We start from the raw sequence: 21,607 nt of genomic DNA on the forward strand, positions 1-21,607 counted from the left end.
CGCCGCCACCACCCGCCACGTCAGGACCCGAGCTGCTCCAGGCGAGCCGTGATGCGCTCGATGTCGGCGGCGGCGACCTCACGGCGGCCGCGGATCTTCTCCACCACGGCGGCCGGAGCCTTCTCCAGGAAGGACTGGTTGCCGAGCTTGGCCTCGGTCTGCTTCAGCTCCTTCTGCGCGGCGGCCAGGTCCTTCTCCAACCGCTTGCGCTCGGCCGCGACGTCGATCGCCCCGGAGGTGTCGACCTCCACCGTTGCCGTGCCGGTCGAAAGCGCGACCTCCAGCGACGCCGTCATCGCGAAGTCGTCACCCGGCTCGCTCAACCGCGCCAGCGCCCGGATGGCGTCCTCGTGCCGGGCGATCGTCGCGAAACCGTCCCCGGTCAGCCGCGTCGTGACCCGCTGCCCCGGCTTCAGACCCTGGTCGGACCGGAACCGCCGCACCTCGGTGACGAGCTTCTGCACGTCCGCGATACGGGCGTCGGCCTCGGGATCGGACGGCCGCGTCCACTTCTCGCCCACCGGCCACTCGGCCACCACGAGCGACTCCCCGCCCGTGAGCGTGGTCCACAGGCGCTCGGTGATGAACGGGACGAACGGGTGCAGCAGCCGCAGCACGACGTCGAGCACGTGTCCCAGCACGGCGCGGGTCGCGTCGGCGCGGTCGTCCGCGAGCTGCACCTTCGCCAGTTCCAGGTACCAGTCGCAGAACTCGTCCCACGTGAAGTGGTAGAGCGCGTTGGTGGCCTTGGCGAACTGGAACTGCTCCATCAGCTCGTCCACTTCGGACACGACAGCCGACAGCCTGCCGAGAATCCACCGGTCGGCCTCGGTCAGCTCGCTCGCCTCGGGCACCGGTGTCGCCACGGTGGCGCCGTTCGACAACGCGAACCGCGTGGCGTTCCACAACTTCGTGCAGAAGTTCCGCGATCCGGCGGCCCACTCCTCCGCGAGCGCCATGTCCGCGCCCGGGTTGGCACCCCGCGCGAGCGTGAAACGCGTGGCGTCCGCGCCGAACCGGTCCATCCAGTCGAGCGGGTCGATGACGTTGCCGCGCGACTTCGACATCTTCTTGCCGTGCGCGTCGCGGATGAGCCCGTGCAGGTAGATGTGCTCGAACGGGATCGACCGCTCCGGGCCGTTGTCCCGCATGCCGTACAGGCCGAACATCATCATCCGGGCGACCCAGAAGAACAGGATGTCGTAGCCGGTGGACAACACGCTGGTCGGATAGAACTTCGCCAGGTCGGCCGTCGGCTCCGGCCAGCCCATCGTCGACATCGGCCACAGGCCCGACGAGAACCATGTGTCGAGCACGTCCGGGTCCTGCGTCCACCCCTCGCCCGTGGGCGGCTCCTCGTCCGGCCCGACACACACCGTCTCGCCGTTCGGCCCGTACCAGACCGGGATGCGGTGGCCCCACCACAACTGGCGCGAGATCGTCCAGTCGTGCATGTCGTCGACCCAGTCGAAGTAGCGCTTCGCCAGCTCCGGCGGGTGGATCTTCACGCGACCGTCGCGCACGGCGTCGCCCGCGGCCTTCGCCAACGGCTCGACCTTCACCCACCACTGCAGCGACAGCCGCGGCTCCACCACCGTGTCGCACCGCGAGCAGTGGCCCACCGCGTGGACGTAGGGGCGCTTCTCGGCAACGATGCGGCCCTGCTCCCGCAGCGCCGCCACGATCGCGGGCCGCGCCTCGAAGCGGTCCATGCCCTCGAACGGACCGTGTTCGGTGATCACACCGCGCTGGTCCATGATCGTCGGCATGGGCAGGCTGTGCCGCTTGCCGATCTCGAAGTCGTTCGGGTCGTGCGCAGGCGTCACCTTGACCGCGCCCGTGCCGAACTCCGGGTCCACGTGGGCGTCGGCGACGACCGGGATACGGCGCCCGGTCAGCGGCAGCTCCACCTCGGTGCCCACCAGGTGGGCGTAACGCTCGTCGTCGGGGTGCACCGCGACCGCCGTGTCACCGAGCATCGTCTCCGCCCGCGTGGTGGCCACCACGATCGAGTCGTCGCCGTCGCCGTAACGGATCGAGACGAGCTCGCCGTCGTCGTCGGAGTGGTCGACCTCGATGTCCGACAACGCCGTCATGCAGCGCGGGCACCAGTTGATGATGCGCTCGGCGCGGTACACCAGCCCGTCGTCGTAGAGCCGCTTGAACATCGTCTGGACGGCCCGCGACAGGCCCTCGTCCATCGTGAAGCGCTCGCGCGACCAGTCGACGCCGTCACCGAGCCGCTTCATCTGGTCGAGGATCTTGCCGCCGTACTCGGCCTTCCACTCCCAGACGCGCTCGACGAACCGCTCACGGCCGAGGTCGTGGCGCGAGAGGCCCTCCTTGCCCAGCTCGCGCTCCACGACGTTCTGGGTCGCGATGCCCGCGTGGTCCATGCCCGGAAGCCACAGCACCTCGTAGCCCTGCATCCGCCGACGGCGGCTCATGGCGTCCATGAGCGTGTGGTTGAGCGCATGCCCCATGTGCAGGCTGCCCGTGACGTTGGGCGGCGGGAGCACGATGGTGAACGGTGGCTTGTCCGACGCCGCGTCGGCCTCGAAGTAGCCAGCCGATACCCAGCGCTGGTAGAGGGCGGCCTCTTCCTCGGCCGGGTTCCAGGCGTTGGGCAGGTCGGGGGTTCTGGCTGCGGATTCCGTCACGATGAGTAAGTCTACGAAGGGCCTCGTCGCGCCTCTCACCGGCTCTCACCGGCGGCCTCCCCGATCCGCCGGTCAGGACAGCGCCGCCCCCACCATCGCGGGCACGATCGCGGCCGCCACGACGATCTCCGCGGTGGCCTTGCGCAGAGCGTCGCTCGCCCAGTCGCCCTTCGCGATCTCCCTGGCCCGACGTTGCGCGACGCGCGCGTCGTCTCGACCGACCACGTGCTTGGCGTGCACCGTGTTCGCCATCAGCCCGATGAGCGCGGCGGTGCGCTCGTCGGGCTGTTCGCCGTCGACGAGCACGCGACGCAGGCGCGCCTTCAGCTCCTCCTCGTGCCGGGAGTCCTCGGCGGGCCAGCGGGTCAGGGGGAAGATCCCGAGCACCCGGTCGTTCTCCCGGCGCAGGATGCCGCGATCCGCCAGCCCACCGAGCACGCGCTTCACCAGGCCGCCCTTCGTCAGTGGCAGCAGCACGTCCTTGGGTTTGCGCCCGGCGAGGCGGTCAAGCCGCCGCAAGGCCGTGTCGAGGAGGTCGACGCCGGTCGGGGTGTCGTCGATGACGACGATGCGACCGGTCTTGCCCTGCTCCGTCGTCGTGACGTCCACGCGCTCGCGCAGCACGAGGTCGACGAGCAACGCCCCCGCCATCGCGTACTCCAGGTGGGAGATCAGTCCGACCGGTTTGCCCGTCTCGTCGTCGTGGACGAGCAGCAACAGGTCCTCGGCGATCATCATCCGCCCCACGATACGGCGTGGCCCCCTGCTGCGGCCACCACGTGACGCGGCCCCGCGTCCGTCGCCCTATGCGGATCCCACACCCGGAACGTCATCATGGAACTGCCGACCGCGACAGCACGCATTGGCGAGCCACGACGAGAGGCAAGGAGTGGTGCCCATGGGCCGAGTCACCGTCCGCAGACCCGTCCGCAAGGTGACTCCCCACGGGGAGCGACGCCGCTCCGACACGCTCGCCGGTGAGGAGCCGCTGGAACTCCGCGTCTCCGGCACCGCGCTGGCGGTGACGATGCGAACCCCCGGCCACGACGTCGAACTCGCGCACGGATTCCTGCTCTCCGAGGGCGTCGTCACCTCCCGGGACGACATCGCTCTCGCTCGCTACTGCGACGGCGTCGACGACACCGGCCGCAACACCTACAACGTGCTGGACGTGACACTCGCCGACGGCGTGGCGGCCCCGGACGTCGGAGTGCAACGCAACTTCTACACCACGTCGTCGTGCGGTGTGTGCGGCAAGGCGGCATTGGAGGCCGTGCGGCTGAAGACCATGTTCCCCCCGGCGAGCACGCCGTTCAGGATTTCCGCCGACGTGCTCGTCGGTCTCCCGGAGGCGTTGCGCGCCCGACAACGCGTGTTCGCCCTCACCGGCGGCCTGCACGGCGCGGGACTGTTCACCTCCGACGGCACGCTCGTCGTCGTGCGCGAGGACGTCGGCAGACACAACGCCGTCGACAAGGTGCTCGGGTGGGCGTTGCAACAAGGCCGGATTCCCGCGCACGACCTCGGTCTGCTGCTGTCCGGACGGGCGTCGTTCGAACTGGTTCAAAAAGCCGCGATGGCGGGTATATCCCTCGTCGCCGCGGTGTCCGCACCGTCCTCACTGGCCGTCGAGCTGGCCGAGGACCACGGCATGACGCTGGTCGGCTTCCTGCGGGACAACAGCATGAACCTGTACACCGGAAACGGAATCGCGTAAGGACGGACGTGGTCTCCGACAGCGCAACACCACCCGTCGACGACGGCGCGGCGAGCGCGAACGGTCGACGGCGACGTATCAGCAGGCGCACCGCCCTGCTCGGCGGCACCGGTGTGGCCACCCTCGGGATCACGTCGTTGTGCGTCGCGTCGTCGACCGCGCAACCGACCGACATCGAGGGCTCCGTCCACGTCGAACGCCGTTACTCCCGCCACCGCAACCAACACGTCGACGTCGTCTACAAGCTTCCCCGGCAACTGCCCTGGCCCGGGCTGCCGATGGTGCTGCTCCTGCACGGCCGAGGCGGAACGGCACGCCGCACCGGCCCACCGGGGCTGACGTCCGCACTGGGCAAGGCCGTGAGTTCCGGCCGCACTCCGCCGTTCGGGTTCGTGGCCGTCGACGGCGGCAACACGTACTGGCACGAACACGACCACGGCGACGACCCGATGGGCATGCTGCTCGAAGAGGTCCCGGCCTGGCTTCGGGAGCACGACCTCGGTGACTCCCGCGGGCTGCCCTTCGCCGTGGCCGGAACGTCGATGGGCGGCTTCGGCGCGTTGCTCTACGCACGACGGCGGTCGGAACGCCGGCAACCCGTGTACGCCGCCGCCGCGCTCGCGCCCGCGATCATGCCCTGGCGCAAGATGCGGACCCGCAACGTATGGCGCAACCAGGCGCAGTGGCGGTCCATGGACCCGCTGGCCAACGTCGACAAGCTGCGCGGCATCCCCACCGGCATCTGGTGCGGAGACGACGACCCGTTCGTCGACGGCGTTCGCGCGTTCATCCGCCGGGCCCACCCGGAGGTCGCCCACATCGACAACGGCGGGCACAACAACAAGTACTTCCGCACCACCGTGCCCGGCCTGCTGCGGTTCCTGGGGCGTTACGCGCCGCGTCGCCACCGGTACCTCACCTGACGGTGAGCACTCAGGTGCGACGTAGGTGGATGTGGGTGGTCAGCCCGTCGTCGGCGACATGGGTCCGGATCAGGTCCGCCACCTGGTGCACGAGGTACAGACCACGCCCGTCGTACTGCTGGACCGAGGTCAGTCGGCGACCGGCCAGGCGGTCCAGCAACCGGCCTCGATCCGACACCTGACAGACCACCATGTCGTCCCTGCTCCACACCGCCAGCTCGCCGTGGCCACCACCGTGTTGGACGCTGTTCGCGCACACCTCGCCGACCGCCAGCGCCAGATCGGCGAGGCGAGCCTCGGTGGTTCCGCACCGCGCCGCGAACTCGGTCGCCGCCCGACGCGCCGCCGCCAACGTCTCGATGTCGAACGCGACGACGGGCACGTCGGCGGGCGCGAACAACGGCTCGTTGTAGCGCTCGTACGCCTCGTCGGGCGCGTACCGCGTACTCTGCCGCACCTCGTGTCCGTCGGCGTCGAGGATCGACGGGTGCGTGGCCTCGACGTCCCGCACGACCTCGGGTCCCAGAGCGGCGACGTCGTAGGGACACAGCAGGTCGGCCGTCCGTCCCTCGAACGCCAGATTCACCAACGCCTCGTGCTGGACGCACGCCGGGTACTCCTCGGCGGAACGGCCGCTCCACACCGGTTCGCCCAGAATGCGGCACGTCTGTCCGGCATGCTGGTCCACGAAGGCCTGCAACACCGCCGGGAGCAGCCTGCCAGGGTTGCGACCGACCTCTTCCATCTCGATGAACTCGACGTCCTGCGCGAGCAGTCCCAATGTGCTCGCCAGCAACCGTCGCTGCCGCGCGGGAACCGCCACCGCCACGGGTTGATCCCGTGCGAGTCCGTCGAGCACGAACGGGACAGCACCAGCTTGGTAATCACGCGCGTTCCGGTAGAACAGCGCCTGGTGCGAGAACGCCCTCTCCGTCCCGTGGAGCTCCGACCTCACACGAACCCCTTGCCCTCAATGCGATAACGCTTTCGGGTTATCCCGGGGCGGAGTTCGGCAAACCCTCACACAAGGTTGCGGGCGACGAAGGACATGGTCCACAGCGCGACCGCGACGGCGCAGCCGAACACCGTGACCTGCGACAGCAACTGCCGGTCGGTCGTCGCGATCCGGGCGCGCCAGACGGCCAGCCCGGCCACGGCCACTCCCACGAGAGGCAACAGCGGAGCAGCCGAGGCCCGTGTCACCGTGGCCAACACGCAGACGACCGTGAGAACACAAAGCGTGACCACGAGACCGAGGTGAACCCGTGGGCTCCGGAGCCGAGCAGTCGCCACCAGCTTGGCGATCAGGTCGTCGAAGTCGACGTGTCGCTCCCCACCCGGGACAGGCGGGGACTCCTGCGTTGTCGCGTTCATAAGTACAGACAGTAGCGGTCAGGAAATCAGGCGGACTTCTCGCCACGCTCCCGCTGTCGCCTCGTCGGCTGACGCGACACGATGGTGGGATTGACGTTCTCGCGCACGGTCTGCTCGGTGATGACCACCTTGGCGACGTCCTCACGGCTCGGGATGTCGTACATCACCGGCTGCAGGACCTCTTCCATGATGGCGCGCAACCCACGGGCCCCGGTGCCGCGCAGCAACGCCTGGTCGGCGATCGCCTCCAACGCCGTCTTGGTGAACTCCAACTCGACGTTGTCCATCTCGAAGAGCTTCTTGTACTGCTTCGTGAGCGCGTTCCGCGGCTCGGTCAGGATGCGCACCAGGGAGTGCTTGTCGAGGTTCGTGACACTGGCGACCACGGGAAGCCGACCGATGAACTCCGGGATCAACCCGAATTTGATCAGGTCTTCCGGCATCGTGTCGTTGAAGATGTCGGTCTCTTCGATCTCGCGCTTCGTGCGAATCTCCGCGCCGAAGCCGAGCCCCCGCTTGCCGATGCGGTCGTTGATGATCTTTTCCAGACCCGCGAACGCGCCCGCCACGATGAACAGCACGTTCGTCGTGTCGATCTGGATGAACTCCTGGTGCGGGTGCTTACGGCCACCCTGCGGAGGCACCGACGCCGTCGTGCCCTCCAGAATCTTCAGCAGGGCCTGCTGCACACCCTCGCCCGACACGTCGCGCGTGATCGACGGGTTCTCCGACTTCCGCGCGATCTTGTCGACCTCGTCGATGTAGATGATGCCCGTCTCGGCTCGCTTGACGTCGTAGTCGGCGGCTTGGATGAGCTTGAGCAGGATGTTCTCGACGTCCTCGCCCACGTAGCCGGCCTCGGTCAGCGCCGTCGCGTCGGCGATCGCGAACGGGACGTTGAGCATCTTCGCCAACGTCTGCGCGAGATAGGTCTTGCCGCATCCCGTCGGACCAAGCATGAGGATGTTGGACTTCGCCAACTCGACCGGCTCGTCCTTGGAGTCCTTCGGCGACTTCGCTTCCGACTGGATGCGCTTGTAATGGTTGTAGACGGCCACGGCCAGCGTGCGCTTGGCCTCGTCCTGGCCGATGATGTACTGCTCGAGGAACTCGTGAATGTCAGCGGGCTTGGGAAGCTCGTCCAGCTTGACGTCGTTCGTCTCGGCGAGCTCCTCCTCGATGATCTCGTTGCAGAGCTCGATGCACTCGTCGCAGATGTACACGCCGGGCCCGGCGATGAGCTTCTTCACCTGTTTCTGGCTCTTGCCGCAAAATGAGCACTTCAGCAGGTCTCCGCCGTCGCCGATCCGTGCCATGACCGCTGACCTCGTCCCCTCCGGTGTCGATGACACCCTTGTCGTGCGTTGCCACTGACGGTACCCGCCCCGCGCGTCCCGTGGGAGTTTTACCAGCCATCGGGCGGCGGGGAAGGCCAAGCCTAATGCGAGAAACGGGCGGGGGCCCACCATGACGGCGTCGACCCTCCGCCCGCTCGCACGTCGGCCTCAGTCCTGCGACGCCTTGCGGTACTCCAGCACCTGGTCGATGATGCCGTACTCCTTGGCCTCCTCGGGCGTGAGGATCTTGTCACGCTCGATGTCGGCCCGCACCTCGTCCGCCGACTTGTTGGTGTGCTTCGCCAGCGTGTTCTCCATCAGGCGACGGACGCGCTGGATCTCGGCGGCCTGGATCTCCAGGTCCGAGACCTGCCCGTAAGCGCCCTCGGTGGCCGGCTGGTGGATGAGCACCCGCGAGTTGGGCAGCGCGAGCCGCTTGCCCTTGGTGCCCGCCGCCAACAGCACCGCCGCGGCCGAGGCCGCCTGGCCGAGGCACACGGTCTGGATGTCCGGACGCACGTACTGCATCGTGTCGTAGATCGCCATCAACGCGGTGAACGAGCCACCGGGCGAGTTGATGTACAGGATGATGTCGCGGTCCGGGTCCTCGTGCTCCAGGTGGAGCAACTGCGCCATCACGTCGTTGGCCGAGGCGTCGTCGACCTGGACACCCAGCATGATCTGCCGTTCCTCGTACAGCTTGTTGTACGGGTTCGACTCCTTGATGCCGTAGCTGGTGCGTTCCACGTACGACGGCAGGATGTACCGGGACTGCGGAAGCTGAAAACCGTGCATGATTCTCCTCCTAGCCTGCCCGGTCAGTTCACGTTCGGGGTGGGGTTCTCACGGGTGAGAACCTGGTCGACGAAGCCGTAGTCCTTGGCCTCGGCCGCCGTGAACCAGCGGTCGCGGTCACCGTCGGCGATGATCTGCTCCACCGTCTGACCGGTCTGCTCAGCGGTGATCCGAGCGAGCTCGTACTTCCACTTGCTGAACACCTCGGCCTGGATGGCGATGTCGGAGGCGGTACCACCGACACCCGCCGACGGCTGGTGCATGAGGATGCGCGCGTGCTGCAAGGCGTAGCGCTTGCCCGGCGTGCCCGACGACAGCAGGAACTGACCCATCGACGCCGCGAGACCCATCGCGTAGGTCGCCACGTCGGGCTCGATCAGCTGCATCGTGTCGTAGATGGCGAAGCCGGCGGTGACGGAACCACCCGGCGAGTTGATGTAGAAGCGGATGTCGGCCTGCGGGTCCTCAGCGGCCAACAACAACAGCTGCGCGGTGATGCGGTTGGCGACCTCGTCGTTCACCTCGGAGCCGAGCACGACGATGCGCTCCTGGAGCAACCGCTCGTACACCGAGTCGGTCAGGTTGAGGCCGGCTGTGCCGGTCCGCCCCTCGGGCATGTGCTGCGTCACGTCTGCCTGCCTTTTCGGGAGTTCGAAGATCTTGTCACCGACCCTAACGAACTCGGGCGGCGCAGAAGTCCTGACACCGCCCGAGTTCGCTCAGAGCATGAGAAAAGGTCACCGGTCGGTGGTCGAAGCCGACTCGTCACCGGCCTTCGACGCACTGTCCTCAGTCGACCCTTCAGTGGCAGTCTCGTCGGCTTCGGCCGAACCCGCAGCCTGGTCGGCCTCCTCGGTGCCGAAGAGCTCGCTCAGGTCGAGCGTCTCGCCGGAGGAGTCGGTGACGGTCACCTCACGCACCACGGTGGCGAGCGCCTTGCCACGCCGCACGTCGGCGTAGATGGCGCCGAGCTGACCGGCCTCCTGCGCCCGCCGCACGTACTCGTCGGGGTTCATGCCGAAGCGCTGAGCCTGGTAGATGATGCGCTCGGTCAGCTCGGAGTCGTTGACCGACAACTCACGCTCGTCGGCGAGGGCGTCGAGCAGCAGCTGCGTGCGCACCGACTTCTCGGCTTCCTCGCGGACCTCGTTCTCCCACTCCTCGGGGTTGCCGCCCTGCGCCTCCAGCGAGCGCTTGAACGCCTCCTCGTCGTGGTCGAACGGGTGGATGGCGTCGTGCTTGCGGTTGGCGATCTCCGACTCGAGCACCTTCTCGGGGATCGGCACCTCGACGCGCTCCAGCAGGACTTCGAGCACCTTGTCCCGCGCCTGCACGCCCTGCTGCACCCGCTTCATGCGCGTCAGCCGCTCACGCAGGTCGGCCTTCAGCTCGTCGAGCGTGTCGAACTCGCTGGCGAGCTGGGCGAACTCGTCGTCGGCCTCGGGCAGCTCGCGCTGCTTGATGGTGTTGACCTTGACCGTGACCTCGGCGTCCTTGCCGGTGTACTCACCGGCGACGAGCTTGGTGGTGAAGGTCTTGGTCTCGCCCTCGTTCGCGCCGATGATGGCCTCGTCGATGCCCTCCACGAGCTGGCCGGAGCCGATCTCGTAGGACAGGCCGGTGGTGGAGGCCTCGGGGACCTCCTCGCCGTCGACCGTGGCGGACAGGTCGATCGAGACGAAGTCGCCGTTCTCGGCAGGCCGGTCGACGCCGACCAGGGTGCCGAAGCGAGCGCGCAGCTGGTCGAGCTGCTCGTCGACCTCGGCGTCGTCGAGCTCCACGTCGTCCACGCTGACCGTGACGTCGCCGAGGTCGGGCAGGGTGATCTCCGGGCGGACGTCGACCTCGGCGCTGAACTCCAGCACCTCGCGGTCCTCCAGCTTGGTCACCTCGAACTCGGGCTGACCGAGGGTGCGGACCTCACCGCTGCGCACGGCTTCCAGGTACTTCGCGGGGATGGCCTCGTTGACGACCTCGTCGAGAACCGGGGCCCTGCCGATGCGGCTCTCGAGAACGCGAGCCGGGGCCTTGCCGGGACGGAAGCCGGGGATCCGGACCTGCTGAGCGATCTTTCGGTAGGCGCGGTCGAAGTTCGGTTTGAGCTCGTCGAACGGCACCTCGACATTGATCTTCACGCGCGTCGGGCTCAGCTGCTCGACGGTGCTCTTCAACGTTATCTCCTCGCCGGGACTGTGAGTCTGTTTCGGTAACCGGTCCAGCGACCGCAGGCCAAGCAGGGACCGGACGTCCGAGTCTAGGCCACCGAGTGCACCCGCTCGTGGTGCGGGTCGCCTCAGCCGAGTGGGTCCTCACTGGAGGACCGCCCCTGGTAGATGTCCGGAATTCCGTCGCGGTCCTCGTCCTTGGTCTCCTTCTCGTAAACCTTGCGGTAGTGCGTGTTGCGGAAGCGCAGCAACACGGTCGCGACGAGCGCCGAGAGCAGCGATCCACACAACACACCGATCTTGACGATCTCCCCGCGTTCGTCGCCCTCCGCGAACGACAGCTCGCCCACCAGCAACGACACGGTGAACCCGATGCCGCCGAGGATCGCGATGCCGAACACGTCGATCCACGCCACGTCACTGTCCAGCTCGGCCTTGGTGAACCGGCTCATGACGTAGGTGGTGCCGAAGATGCCGATGGCCTTACCAGCCAGCAGACCCGCGATGATGCCGAGCGCCACCGGCTCGGTCAGCGCCTCGGCCAGGCCGTCGAGCCCGCCGAAGGCCACCCCGGCGGCGAAGAGGGCGAAGATCGGCACAGCGACGCCCGCCGACAGCGGCCGGAGCCGGTGTTCGAAGTGCTCGGCCATCGACACGGCCTCACCGCGACGTGTCAGGGCGGGCACGGCGAAGCCGAGCAGCACCCCGGCGACGGTGGCGTGGATGCCCGAGGCGTGCACGAGCGCCCACGTCACCACGGCCAGCGGCAGGAGCAGCCACCACGACCGCACGCGCCGCTGCACCAGCAGTGTGAACAGGCCCAGCGGGATCAGCGCCAGCAGCAGCGGCACCACGGCGAGTTCAGCGGTGTAGAAGATCGCGATGATGCAGATGGCGATGAGGTCGTCCACCACGGCGAGCGTGAGCAGGAACATCCGCAGCGCGGACGGCAGGAACCGGCCGATGACCGCCAGCACCGCGACGGCGAAGGCGATGTCCGTGGCCGTGGGGATGGCCCACCCGTGCAGGGCACTGGAGTCGCCGAGGTTGATCACCGCGTAGATCACGGCGGGCACGACGACACCGCCGACCGCCGCCACGATCGGGATGGCGGCCTTGCGCGGGTCACGCAGGTCGCCGACGACGAACTCCCGCTTGAGCTCCACGCCCACCACGAAGAAGAAGATGGCGAGCAGCCCGTCGGCGGCCCACTGCCCCACGGACAGGTCGAGGTGCAGCGAGTGCGGCCCGAACGTGAAATCCCTGGCCGCCGTGTACGCCTCCGACCAGGGCGAGTTCGCCCAGACGAGGGCGACGACCGCACCGGCGAGCAACAGCATCCCGCCGACCGTCTCCTGGCGCAGGATGTCGGCCACGCGTTTCCACTCGGTCCAGGACGAGCGGCCGAACAGCTTCGATTTCGCGGGAGGATTAGTGCTCATACGGGTGTCGTCGACCTCCTGGAACGCACGGGCCGGGCAAATGCCCGTCACTCTATCTGCTGATTCACGGACATTACGGGCCTCGAATCCCGGGCGGAACGTCCGAATGCACCACACTCCGCCACCACCGCACGGCCACCGGCACGGGCACACCCACGGCGAGTGCCACGCCCACGACGCTGACAGGCCAGGAGCCGCGTCGTGCGCCCTCGGCGACGAGCGCCAGTCCCGACACCACGCACGCACAGACCGCGACGAAGGTCACGAGCCACCGAACGAGCCGGGCTGCCCCGAGCCACGTGAACCGCCGCGCGAACCGGGGGTCGTCCTCCCGCAGCGAACGCTCGATCTCCTTCAGCCGCCGACGATCCTGGTCGAACGACGCCATGCCCGGCACCACCACTTCGCTCGGCGACGACCGACGGTCCGCTGCCCGCTCACGGGGTGACCCGTCGGACACGCACATACCCACGTGCGTGCCGATGTCCTCCCACGGGCCGATGCTCACCCTTTCCGGGGAGGCCGAGCCGCCGTTAGATTCCCCGTACCACCGACGTAGCTGGGAGGCCCATGTCGATGCCCGGAGGGCGGACGGCGTCCGTCTCGGCCCGGACCACGTCCCGACGCCGATGGCCGCTGCGCTCGCGCGGGCTGCGGGACCCCGGGCTCGTCCTGGAGACGACCAGGCACGTGACCGAGGACCTCGCCGACGGACTCTCCGGCCCCCGGGTCCGGGCCGCGGCCCGCGGCATCCGGCGGCTGCTCGCCGCCGACGCCGTCGGGCTGGCCGACCTGTCCGGCCATCTCGTGGTTGTCGGCACGATGCCGTCCGACGTGGACGTCGGGGCGATGGTCGACGAGGTCCTGCACACCGAGGACCGGTGCAGGCGGGCCGAGGTGGTGGCGCTGCCGCTGATCGTGCACGACGAACTGGCCGGGGTGCTGGCCGTCGCGGGCACGGCCAGGATGGCCGCGCTGCGCGAGGTCGCGCGACTCGGGGAAGCCGCACTGGAGCGCGGCAGGCTTGAAGCCTCCGCGGAGGAGGCGGCGGCGGCCGAACTCCGGGCCCTGCGCGCGGAGATCTCCCCCCACTTCGTCTACAACGCCCTCACGGTCATCGCCGGGCTGGTGCGGCCCGACCCCGACCGCTCGCGCGAGCTGATGCTCGACTTCGCCGACTACATCCGGTACAGCCTCGCCCGGCACGGCGAGTACACGACCGTCGCCGACGAGTTCCACGCCATCGAGACGTACCTGGCGCTGCAACGCGCCGTACTGGGCGAGCGGCTCCGGGTCCAGGTGCGGGTGGCACCTGAGGTGCTACCGGTCGCGATCCCGTACCTGGTGCTGCAACCCCTCGTCGAGAACGCCGTCCGGCACGGCATCGAACGCCGCCCGGAGGGCGGCACCGTCACCGTCCTCGGAGAGGCGGAGGGCACCGACTGCGTGATCAGCGTCGAGGACGACGGGGTCGGGATGGACCCCGCCGCGGCCGAACGGCTCCTCGCCGGAACCGGGGACTCGGGCAGCGTGGGCCTGGCCAACGTGGACCGACGATTGCGTAACGTGTACGGCTCGTGGTTCGGCCTCGTCGTGGAGACCGGGAAGGGTGAAGGCACACGGGTGATCGTGCGAGTACCACGTTTCCAGCCGGGAGTGATGCCGTGACCGCCGAGACCAACCCGACGCTGCGCGTGCTGGCCGTCGACGACGTGCCCGCCGCGCTGGACGACCTGTGCGGGATGCTGCGGGACGCGCCCGAGGTGGCGGAGGTGACTGCGGCGGGCGACGCCGTCGGGGCGCTGAAACGGCTGCAGTCGGAGGAGTTCGACGCGGTCTTCCTCGACATCGCCATGCCGGGCCTCGACGGGCTGGAGTTCGCCTCGCTGCTGACCAAGCTGGCGAAACCGCCGGTCATCGTCTTCGTCACCGCCTACGACGAGCACGCCGTGGCGGCGTTCGGGCTCGGTGCCGTCGACTACCTGCTCAAACCGGTCCGCCCCGAGCGGCTGGCCGACGCCCTCACCCGCGTCGTGCGCATGGTCTCGGCCGAGTCGAGCGCCCAGCCGACCCGACCCGCTCCCGACGCGCTCGCGGCTCTTCCCGTGGAGTCGGGAGGCCGCACGCGGTACGTCAGCAGGCAGGACGTGCGCTACGTCGAGGCGCACGGCGACTACGTCCGCCTGCACACCCGCTCGGGCGTCCACCTCGTCCGCATGCCGATCTCCCGCTTGGAGGAGTACTGGTCGGGGGCGGGTTTCGTGCGCACCCACCGCGGGTTCCTCGTCGCGCTGTCCGCCGTCCGCGAGCTGCGCAGCGACTCGGTGGGCGGGCTGCTGGCCCACACCGACATCGGTGACGTGCCGGTCTCCCGTCGGCATGCCCGGCAGTTGCGGGAGCGGCTGTTGCGCGCGGCGCAGCGCGGCGAGTTGCGTGGCACGGCGCCGTGAGCGGGTCACGTCGGGTGGCGGTGACCAGTCCGCAGACGCGCCTCGCCCACGCCCGCCGCCGTTACCGGGGACCGTGGCGGCCGACGACCCTCGACCCGGTCGAGGCCCCGCTCGCGGTGGCGCTCTACCGACGACAGCGGCGCCGCGCCGTCGTCGCCCTGACCGCCGCGTTCACGGTCGTGTTCGGGCTGCCTCTGGTGCTCGCCCTCGCCCCGCCTCTCGGGCAGGTGCGGGTCGTCGAGGTGCCGGTGTCCTGGCTCGCAGTGGCGGTCCTGCCCTTCCCCGTGATGGCGGTCCTCGCGTTCTGGCATCTCCGGCGGGCCGAGGCCGAGGAGGACGCCGTCGACGCCCTGGCGTCCGAACCGCGGGACCGCGGTGAGGACGGTCGGCGATGATCGTCGCGCTCGCCGTCGCGCCGGTCGTCCTCGTCACGCTCGCCATCGGTCTGCGCGGCGTCGCCGCGATGCGCACCACCTCGGATTTCCTCGTCGCCTCCCGACGCGTGTCGCCTCTGCTGAACTCCGCGGCCGTGTCCGGCGAGTACCTGTCGGCGGCGTCGTTCCTCGGCGTGGCCGGGCTCATGGTGCGCGACGGGGTGGGCGCGCTGTGGTACCCGGTGGGCTTCACGGCGGGCTACATCGCCATGCTCGCCCTCGTCGCCGCCCCCATGCGCCGGTCGGGCGCACTCACCGTGCCGGACTTCGCCGAGGCCCGCCTCGGCTCCCCCGCTCTGCGCAAGCTCGCGGCCGTGGTGGTGCTCGTGATCGGCGTGCTCTACCTCGTGCCGCAGTTCCGCACGGCCGGGCTCGTGCTCAGCGTCGTGAGCGACACGCCGTACTGGGTCGGCGTGCTCCTCTCCGGAGCCGCCGTCAGCGCCACACTCGCCCTCGGCGGCATGCGCGCGGCCACCTACGTGCAGGCCTTCCAGTTCGTGCTGAAGCTCGTACTGTTCATCGTCCCGGCGATCTGGCTGCTGACCCAGGTCGGTCCCGGCGTGCGGCACGAGGCCGTGCATCCGGCCGAGTTCACCCACTTCGAGACGCGCACGCCGGTGTCCTTCCGGGTCGACGCGACGCTGGACGTGCCCTCCGGGGTCCGCGTCGTCGACGACGGCGAGGTGACGCCGGTGCCGCCCGGGCGATGGCACGTCGCGGCGGGCTCCACGGTGGTGTTCGACGCGGGCAGCGCCGCGCCCGTGCCGGAGGGCGAAGCCGCTCCGGGCGGCCCGGACTGGAGCCGCCCGCTGTTGGACCTCGGTGGCACGGGACATCCCTTGCTCGCCACCTGGGCCGTCCTCATGGCGACCATGTTCGGCACGATGGGACTGCCGCACGTCATCATGCGGTTCCACACGAGCCCCGACGGCCGCGCGGCTCGCCGGACGGCCGCCCTCACCGTCGCCCTGCTCGGCGTGTTCTACGTCTTCCCCGGCATCTACGGGATGCTCGGCCGCGTCCTGGTGCCCCACCTGTACCTTTCGGGAGCCACCGACAGCGCCGTCGTGGCCCTGCCCGCGCAGGTGGACGCGGGCCCGCTGGGCGGCGTGTTCACGGGGCTGCTCACCGCAGGGGCCTTCGCGGCGTTCCTCGCCACCTCGCTCGGGTTGATGCTCGTGGTCTCCGGCGCGCTGTCGCACGACCTCGTCCCCGGTGGGCTGCGCCAGCTCCGCGTGGCCGTGGTGGGCGCCGGAGCCGTCGTGGTGCCGCTCGCGCTGACCGCACTGTCCTTCGACGCCAGCACACTCGTGACCTGGGGATTCACCGTGGCGGCCTCGACCTTCTGTCCGCTGCTCGTGCTGGGGATCTGGTGGTCGCGACTCACCGCCGCGGGCGCGCTGGCGGGCGTCAGCGTCGGCCTGGTGGCCTCCTGCGGCGGCTTCGCCCTGGGCGTCGTCGACCCGCCCGTGCCCGGGTGGCTGTCGATCCTGCTGCTGCAGCCGGCGCCGTGGTCGGTGCCGCTGGCCTTCGCCACGATGATCGTCGTGTCGTTGTTCGGCAGGCCGCCGTCGTGGTCCACGGCGGCGATGCTGCGGCTGCACCTGCACGAGCACCGCCGCTTCCCCTACGCCGATCGGTCGACCCTCGCACGTGATCTGGGCCACTCGTCGTGGTCGGCGCGCCGTTCGTCAGCCGTTCGTCGCATCACACGCCGCTTGGTCCGCTGACGATTTCGTCCGGTCCGTCCCCTGCCTACTGTGACGCACCACGCACTGCCTGTGTGACGACTGTCCGCGATGTGTCACTGACAAGGAGGTCAGGAGTGAGTGCCACCGAGCCCTCGACCCATCCGCCCGGGTCCCCGTCCTGGGACGAGATCCACGCGAGTGAGGACTTCCAACGACTCCGCCGACGGCTGCGGAACTTCGTCTTCCCCATGACCGCGGTGTTCCTCGTCTGGTACCTGCTCTACGTCCTGCTCGCGGACTACGCGCACGACTTCATGTCGATCAAGCTCGTCGGCAACATCAACGTCGGGCTGGTGCTGGGTCTGCTCCAGTTCGTCTCGACGTTCGCCATCACGGCGCTCTACGTGCGCTACGCCAACCGCAAGCTCGACCCCATCGCCGATCGCATCAGGCACGAGGTGGAAGGGGAGGACGCATGACCCTCGCCCAGAGCATCGAGGGCAACAACCCGGTCCTCAACATCACGATCTTCGGGCTGTTCGTCCTGGTCACCCTCGTCGTGGTGTTCCGCGCGTCCCGCAACACGAAGACGGCCTCCGACTACTACGCGGCGGGCCGGGCGTTCACCGGGCCGCAGAACGGCACCGCCATCGCCGGTGACTACCTGTCGGCGGCGTCGTTCCTCGGCATCGCGGGCGCCATCGCGGTGTACGGCTACGACGGCTTCCTCTACTCGATCGGCTTCCTCGTCGCGTGGCTCGTGGCGCTGCTGCTCGTGGCTGAGCTGCTGCGCAACACCGGCAAGTTCACGATGGGCGACGTGCTGGCGTTCCGGATGCGGCAGAAGCCCGTGCGGGCCGCCGCCGCGACCTCCACGATGGCTGTCTCGTTCTTCTACCTGCTGGCGCAGATGGCCGGTGCGGGTGCGCTGGTGTCGCTGCTGCTCGGCATCGAGGGCGACGTGGGCCAGGCCATCGTCATCGCCGTGGTCGGCATCGTCATGATCGTGTACGTGCTGGTCGGCGGCATGAAGGGCACCACCTGGGTCCAGATCATCAAGGCCGCGCTGCTCATCGCGGGCACGTTCGCGATGACGATCTGGGTGCTCGGCCGCTTCGGTCTGAACCTCTCCGAGCTGCTGGGCTCGGCCGCGGCGAGCGCGCCGGACGGCGAGGCGGTGCTCAACCCAGGCGCGAAGTACGGCGCCACCGAGACGTCCAAGCTGGACTTCCTGTCGCTGGGCATCGCGCTCGTGCTGGGCACGGCGGGCCTGCCCCACGTGCTCATGCGGTTCTACACCGTCCCGACGGCCAAGGACGCTCGCAAGTCGGTGGTGTGGGCCATCGTCCTCATCGGCCTCTTCTACCTCTTCACGCTCGTGCTCGGCTACGGCGCCGCCGCGATCGTCGGCTCCGAGCGGATCAGCAACGCGCCCGGCGGCGAGAACTCGGCGGCACCGCTGCTGGCGGAGGCCCTCGGCGGCCCGGTGCTGCTGGGCTTCATCGCGGCGGTGGCGTTCGCGACGATCCTGGCGGTGGTCGCCGGTCTCACCATCACGGCGTCGGCGTCGTTCGCCCATGACGTGTACGCCAACGTCATCAAGCGCGGCAAGGTCGACGACAAGACCTCCGAGGTGAAGGTCGCCCGGATCACGGCCTGCGTCATCGGCGCCGTGGCCATCCTCGGCGGCATCCTGGCCAAGGACCAGAACGTGGCGTTCCTGGTGGCACTCGCGTTCGCCGTCGCCGCCTCGGCGAACCTGCCGACGATCCTGTACTCGCTGTTCTGGAAGCGGTTCAACACCTCGGGCGCGTTGTGGTCGATCTACGGCGGCCTCGCGGTGACGCTCGTGCTCATCGTGTTCTCCCCTGCGGTCTCGGGCACCGAGAAGTCGATGATCACCGGCGCGGACTTCAGCTGGTTCCCGCTGCAGAACCCGGGTCTGGTCTCCATTCCCGTGTCGTTCTTCCTCGGCTGGCTCGGCACGATGCTGTCGAAGGAGCACCTGGAGGACAAGCACAAGGAGATGGAGGTGCGCGCCCTCACCGGCGCGGGAGCCGAGAAGGCGACCTCGCACTGACTCCGACTCGCTCGACGGCGGTCCGTTCCCGGCGGAGCGGACCGCCGTCTCCTTGCTCAGTCCGGTGACCGTGCCACGACAGTCCTCGAAGGACCGAAGTGGTTCGGACCGCGACAGGGGAACAGCGAAGACGGCGCACTCACCGCCGGACCCCGTCGCGAGCGTGAGCGCGCCGGGAAGGAGACTGGGACGACGAGTTCCGGGAAACATCGAGCGACGGGATCGACGGACGGCCAGCGGCCCACCGGGACCGGTGTTTCCGCTGGCCGGGCCATGGTCGGGGTGACAGGATTTGAACCTGCGACCCTTCGCTCCCAAAGCGAATGCGCTACCAAGCTGCGCCACACCCCGTCCGCCACAGGAGGGCGGTGTGCAGACACTCTAGCGGGTGCCGCTACACTACCCATGCAGCCGGGGTGATCCGGCCGCACGCGGGCGTAGCTCAATGGTAGAGCCCCAGTCTTCCAAACTGGTTACGCGGGTTCGATTCCCGTCGCCCGCTCTGATCGAAGGCCCCGGTCGCCGCTTCAGGCGCCGGGGCCTTCGTCAGTTCTCGGCGCGGGCCCGCGGCAGCCGCGCGACCCGCGGCACACCGCCAACACAGCGCGCTACCACACGCGCCGTGCCGCGTGACTCTCGGTCACACCTCGCCGTCGCGCGAGTCGACCGGAACCGCCCCTCAGCCCAGGATTCGCGCAGGTTCTACGCCTTCTCACCTGCCACCACACCGTCCCACACCCCGCAATGCCGGTGATGCACATCACATAAATCCCTGTGACCTGCATCACCACCAAACGTGGTCAATCGACCGCAGACCGTCACGAACCCGCAGGTCGGGCGCAAATCGCGACTAAACCCCTCGCAATTCGAATTCACTCAATGATGAACGAAGCGGCATTCCACAATTCGCATCCACCGCATTACCCGTGGTTACGGTTCTGTGTCGCTGAAAACCGGCGGCGAAGTGCTCAGAGGAGATCCGTGAAGACGCTATTGCACCCGGAGGCGAAAGGTGACGCACAGAACGTTCGCACGGTCGGTGGCCGTAGTGGCCGCCGCCGCACTGACGCTGGTCATGAGCCCGGGCGTCAGTTCCGCCATACTGATTCAGAACTCCACCAGCGGCGTCGAAAGCGGCGAAGAACCAGCTCCTCCGACCGTCGAAGTACCGGAGAAGAAACCGAATCCGCCAGCTTCGCCGAAGAATCCGGAGCCACCCGCTCCACCTCAGCACACGCCCGAACCGACCATCCCGCAGAAGCAGAAACCCGAGCCGGGAGACGAACCCGGCGAATCCACGACCTCTCTCGGGGACCGCATCGTCGACCTCGCCGCACGGCAGGCCGGTGCACCCTACATCTACGGGGCCGAGGGCCCCGACCAGTTCGACTGTTCCGGGTTGACCCAGTACGTCCATGCCCGACTCGGCATCGACCTTCCCCGGACGTCGCGTGAGCAGCGGGCCGCTCTGCCCGTTCTGCCGAAGAGCCAGATGAAGCCCGGCGACCTGTTGTTCTTCGCCGAAGGCGGGGCCGTCTACCACGTCGGCATCTACGCCGGAGACGGCAAGATGTGGGCCGCTCCCGAGCCCGGTGACGTGGTGCGCCTGCAAGACATCTGGACCCAGTCGTTCACCGTGGGTCGCGCCTGGTGAGACCGGTTCGGGAACTCCTCGGGTACTGTCCGCGTTGTCTGGTTCAGTGAGCCCAACAATCGGGAGTGACCCATGGGAACCGCGATCACGGTGATCGTGCTGTTGTTGATCGTCGTGGCCGGCACCGCGTACCTCGTCCGTTCCCAGGCCCAGGCCAAACGGCGTCAGCTCGAAGACGCCAAGGCCGACGCACGGCGCTGGATCGAGCGTCTCGGTGGCCAGGTCCTGAATCTCACCGGCACCGACACCGCCTCACAGCAGGCGTTGGCGGACGCCAGCGAGCGATACAACGCGGCAGGCTCCGAGATCGAGCGCGCGGAGACGGCCGAGCAAGCCCGGCTGGCCAAGCAGACCGCGTTGGAAGGCCTCTACTACGTCCGCGCGGCGCGCACGGCCATGGGACTCGATCCCGGCCCGGCGCTGCCCGAGGACCCCGAGCGCGAGCGCGCGGGCAAGGTCACCGAGCACCGTTCGGTCGACGTCGAGGGCCAGCACTACGAAGCCTCGCCCACGCCGACGTCGGCGACGCCGCACTACTACCCGGGTGGCCGCGTCGCGGGTCGGCCGGTGCCCCAGGGCTGGTACAGCGAGCCCTGGTGGAAGCCTGCGCTCGTCGCGGGCGCTTGGGGCTTCGGCTCCATGCTGCTGTTCTCGGCGATGTTCTCCGGCATGGCGGGCATCCCGAGCGCCGAGGCATGGGAAGCGGGCTACGACGCCGGTCAGGAGGACGCACTGGAGAGCGGCGACGCCGACGGCGGTGACGCCGGTGGCGACGGCGGCGACGTCGGTGGTGGCGACGACTTCGGTGGCGGCGACTTCGGCGGTGGTGATTTCGGAGGCGGCGACTTCGGCGGCGACTTCGGGTTCTGACGCACGAACGCAGAA

Annotated in this window: 20 protein-coding genes and 2 tRNA genes; 11 read left to right on the forward strand and 11 right to left on the reverse strand. The window is 68.9% G+C overall.

What is annotated here, in order from left to right; translation table 11 throughout:
• Positions 1-20: 20 nt before the first annotated feature.
• Positions 21-2,660 carry a valine--tRNA ligase gene (locus tag JAV51_RS09360; protein WP_307845805.1) on the reverse strand — a complete coding sequence of 880 codons (2,640 nt, stop codon included), beginning with the start codon at positions 2,658-2,660 and terminating at the stop codon, positions 21-23.
• Between the two features lie 72 nt (positions 2,661-2,732).
• Positions 2,733-3,398, reverse strand: a complete 666-nt coding sequence (locus JAV51_RS09365) for a GPP34 family phosphoprotein (protein WP_197320285.1) — start codon at positions 3,396-3,398, stop codon at positions 2,733-2,735.
• A gap of 160 nt (positions 3,399-3,558) precedes the next feature.
• Here JAV51_RS09365 and fdhD point away from each other — a divergent pair, with 160 nt between their 5' ends.
• Positions 3,559-4,377, forward strand: coding sequence for a formate dehydrogenase accessory sulfurtransferase FdhD (fdhD, locus tag JAV51_RS09370; protein ID WP_197320286.1), 819 nt, complete (start codon positions 3,559-3,561; stop codon positions 4,375-4,377).
• Between the two features lie 8 nt (positions 4,378-4,385).
• Complete coding sequence (locus tag JAV51_RS09375; RefSeq protein ID WP_197320287.1) at positions 4,386-5,300, forward strand: alpha/beta hydrolase family protein; 915 nt, start codon at positions 4,386-4,388, stop codon at positions 5,298-5,300.
• A 10-nt stretch (positions 5,301-5,310) separates the two neighbouring features.
• On the opposite strand, the gene JAV51_RS09380 is transcribed toward JAV51_RS09375, so the two are convergent.
• The 8 genes from JAV51_RS09380 to JAV51_RS09415 form a co-directional block, all read right to left on the reverse strand.
• Positions 5,311-6,255, reverse strand: a complete 945-nt coding sequence (locus tag JAV51_RS09380; protein ID WP_197320288.1) for an anti-sigma factor RsbA family regulatory protein — start codon at positions 6,253-6,255, stop codon at positions 5,311-5,313.
• 65 nt (positions 6,256-6,320) lie between these two features.
• Entirely contained in the window at positions 6,321-6,674 is a 354-nt protein-coding gene (locus JAV51_RS09385; protein WP_197320289.1) for a hypothetical protein, read from the reverse strand.
• A 26-nt stretch (positions 6,675-6,700) separates the two neighbouring features.
• Positions 6,701-7,990 (reverse strand): ATP-dependent Clp protease ATP-binding subunit ClpX, encoded by a 1,290-nt coding sequence (gene clpX / locus JAV51_RS09390; RefSeq protein WP_197320290.1) that lies wholly within the window; start codon positions 7,988-7,990, stop codon positions 6,701-6,703.
• Positions 7,991-8,179: 189 nt separating this feature from the next.
• Complete coding sequence (locus JAV51_RS09395; protein WP_197320291.1) at positions 8,180-8,806, reverse strand: ATP-dependent Clp protease proteolytic subunit; 627 nt, start codon at positions 8,804-8,806, stop codon at positions 8,180-8,182.
• Positions 8,807-8,829: 23 nt separating this feature from the next.
• Positions 8,830-9,435, reverse strand: a complete 606-nt coding sequence (locus JAV51_RS09400; RefSeq protein ID WP_307845809.1) for an ATP-dependent Clp protease proteolytic subunit — start codon at positions 9,433-9,435, stop codon at positions 8,830-8,832.
• 108 nt (positions 9,436-9,543) lie between these two features.
• The gene (gene tig / locus JAV51_RS09405) at positions 9,544-10,977 is read right to left on the reverse strand and encodes a trigger factor (RefSeq protein WP_197320292.1); all 1,434 of its coding nucleotides are present in this window, start codon (positions 10,975-10,977) and stop codon (positions 9,544-9,546) included.
• 122 nt (positions 10,978-11,099) lie between these two features.
• On the reverse strand, positions 11,100-12,413 hold the full coding sequence (gene nhaA / locus JAV51_RS09410) for a Na+/H+ antiporter NhaA (protein ID WP_197320293.1): 1,314 nt from the start codon (positions 12,411-12,413) through the stop codon (positions 11,100-11,102).
• Positions 12,414-12,486: 73 nt separating this feature from the next.
• Positions 12,487-12,801: a DUF3040 domain-containing protein gene (locus JAV51_RS09415; RefSeq protein WP_197320294.1), complete on the reverse strand. Its 315-nt coding sequence runs from the start codon at positions 12,799-12,801 to the stop codon at positions 12,487-12,489.
• Positions 12,802-12,989: 188 nt separating this feature from the next.
• Between JAV51_RS09415 and JAV51_RS09420 the strand changes: the two genes are divergently transcribed.
• From JAV51_RS09420 to JAV51_RS09445, 6 genes are all read left to right on the forward strand, one after another.
• Positions 12,990-14,081, forward strand: a complete 1,092-nt coding sequence (locus JAV51_RS09420; RefSeq protein WP_197320484.1) for a sensor histidine kinase — start codon at positions 12,990-12,992, stop codon at positions 14,079-14,081.
• A complete protein-coding gene (locus JAV51_RS09425; RefSeq protein ID WP_197320295.1) occupies positions 14,078-14,863 on the forward strand; it encodes a LytTR family DNA-binding domain-containing protein in 786 nt (261 codons plus the stop codon). Before JAV51_RS09420 ends, JAV51_RS09425 begins: the two co-directional genes overlap by 4 nt.
• Positions 14,860-15,258 carry a hypothetical protein gene (locus JAV51_RS09430; protein WP_197320296.1) on the forward strand — a complete coding sequence of 133 codons (399 nt, stop codon included), beginning with the start codon at positions 14,860-14,862 and terminating at the stop codon, positions 15,256-15,258. The genes JAV51_RS09425 and JAV51_RS09430 overlap by 4 nt, the downstream gene beginning before the upstream one ends.
• Positions 15,255-17,027 carry a cation acetate symporter gene (locus JAV51_RS09435; RefSeq protein WP_197320297.1) on the forward strand — a complete coding sequence of 591 codons (1,773 nt, stop codon included), beginning with the start codon at positions 15,255-15,257 and terminating at the stop codon, positions 17,025-17,027. Before JAV51_RS09430 ends, JAV51_RS09435 begins: the two co-directional genes overlap by 4 nt.
• A gap of 95 nt (positions 17,028-17,122) precedes the next feature.
• The gene (locus JAV51_RS09440; RefSeq protein ID WP_197320298.1) at positions 17,123-17,467 is read left to right on the forward strand and encodes a DUF485 domain-containing protein; all 345 of its coding nucleotides are present in this window, start codon (positions 17,123-17,125) and stop codon (positions 17,465-17,467) included.
• Positions 17,464-19,068 (forward strand): cation acetate symporter, encoded by a 1,605-nt coding sequence (locus JAV51_RS09445; RefSeq protein WP_197320299.1) that lies wholly within the window; start codon positions 17,464-17,466, stop codon positions 19,066-19,068. Before JAV51_RS09440 ends, JAV51_RS09445 begins: the two co-directional genes overlap by 4 nt.
• Before the next feature lie 274 nt (positions 19,069-19,342).
• Here JAV51_RS09445 and JAV51_RS09450 read toward each other — a convergent pair.
• Positions 19,343-19,419 (reverse strand) — tRNA-Pro (locus tag JAV51_RS09450).
• Positions 19,420-19,499: 80 nt separating this feature from the next.
• Here JAV51_RS09450 and JAV51_RS09455 point away from each other — a divergent pair.
• The 3 genes from JAV51_RS09455 to JAV51_RS09465 all read left to right on the forward strand — a co-directional run bounded on the left by JAV51_RS09455 (position 19,500) and on the right by JAV51_RS09465 (position 21,592).
• Positions 19,500-19,570, forward strand: a tRNA-Gly gene (locus JAV51_RS09455).
• A gap of 537 nt (positions 19,571-20,107) precedes the next feature.
• The gene (locus JAV51_RS09460) at positions 20,108-20,722 is read left to right on the forward strand and encodes a C40 family peptidase (RefSeq protein ID WP_197320300.1); all 615 of its coding nucleotides are present in this window, start codon (positions 20,108-20,110) and stop codon (positions 20,720-20,722) included.
• 72 nt (positions 20,723-20,794) lie between these two features.
• On the forward strand, positions 20,795-21,592 hold the full coding sequence (locus JAV51_RS09465; protein ID WP_197320301.1) for a hypothetical protein: 798 nt from the start codon (positions 20,795-20,797) through the stop codon (positions 21,590-21,592).
• Positions 21,593-21,607 lie beyond the last annotated feature (15 nt).

Origin of the sequence: Saccharomonospora sp. NB11 (genome assembly GCF_015910535.1) — a bacterium.
In the GTDB taxonomy this organism is placed as follows: domain Bacteria; phylum Actinomycetota; class Actinomycetes; order Mycobacteriales; family Pseudonocardiaceae; genus Saccharomonospora.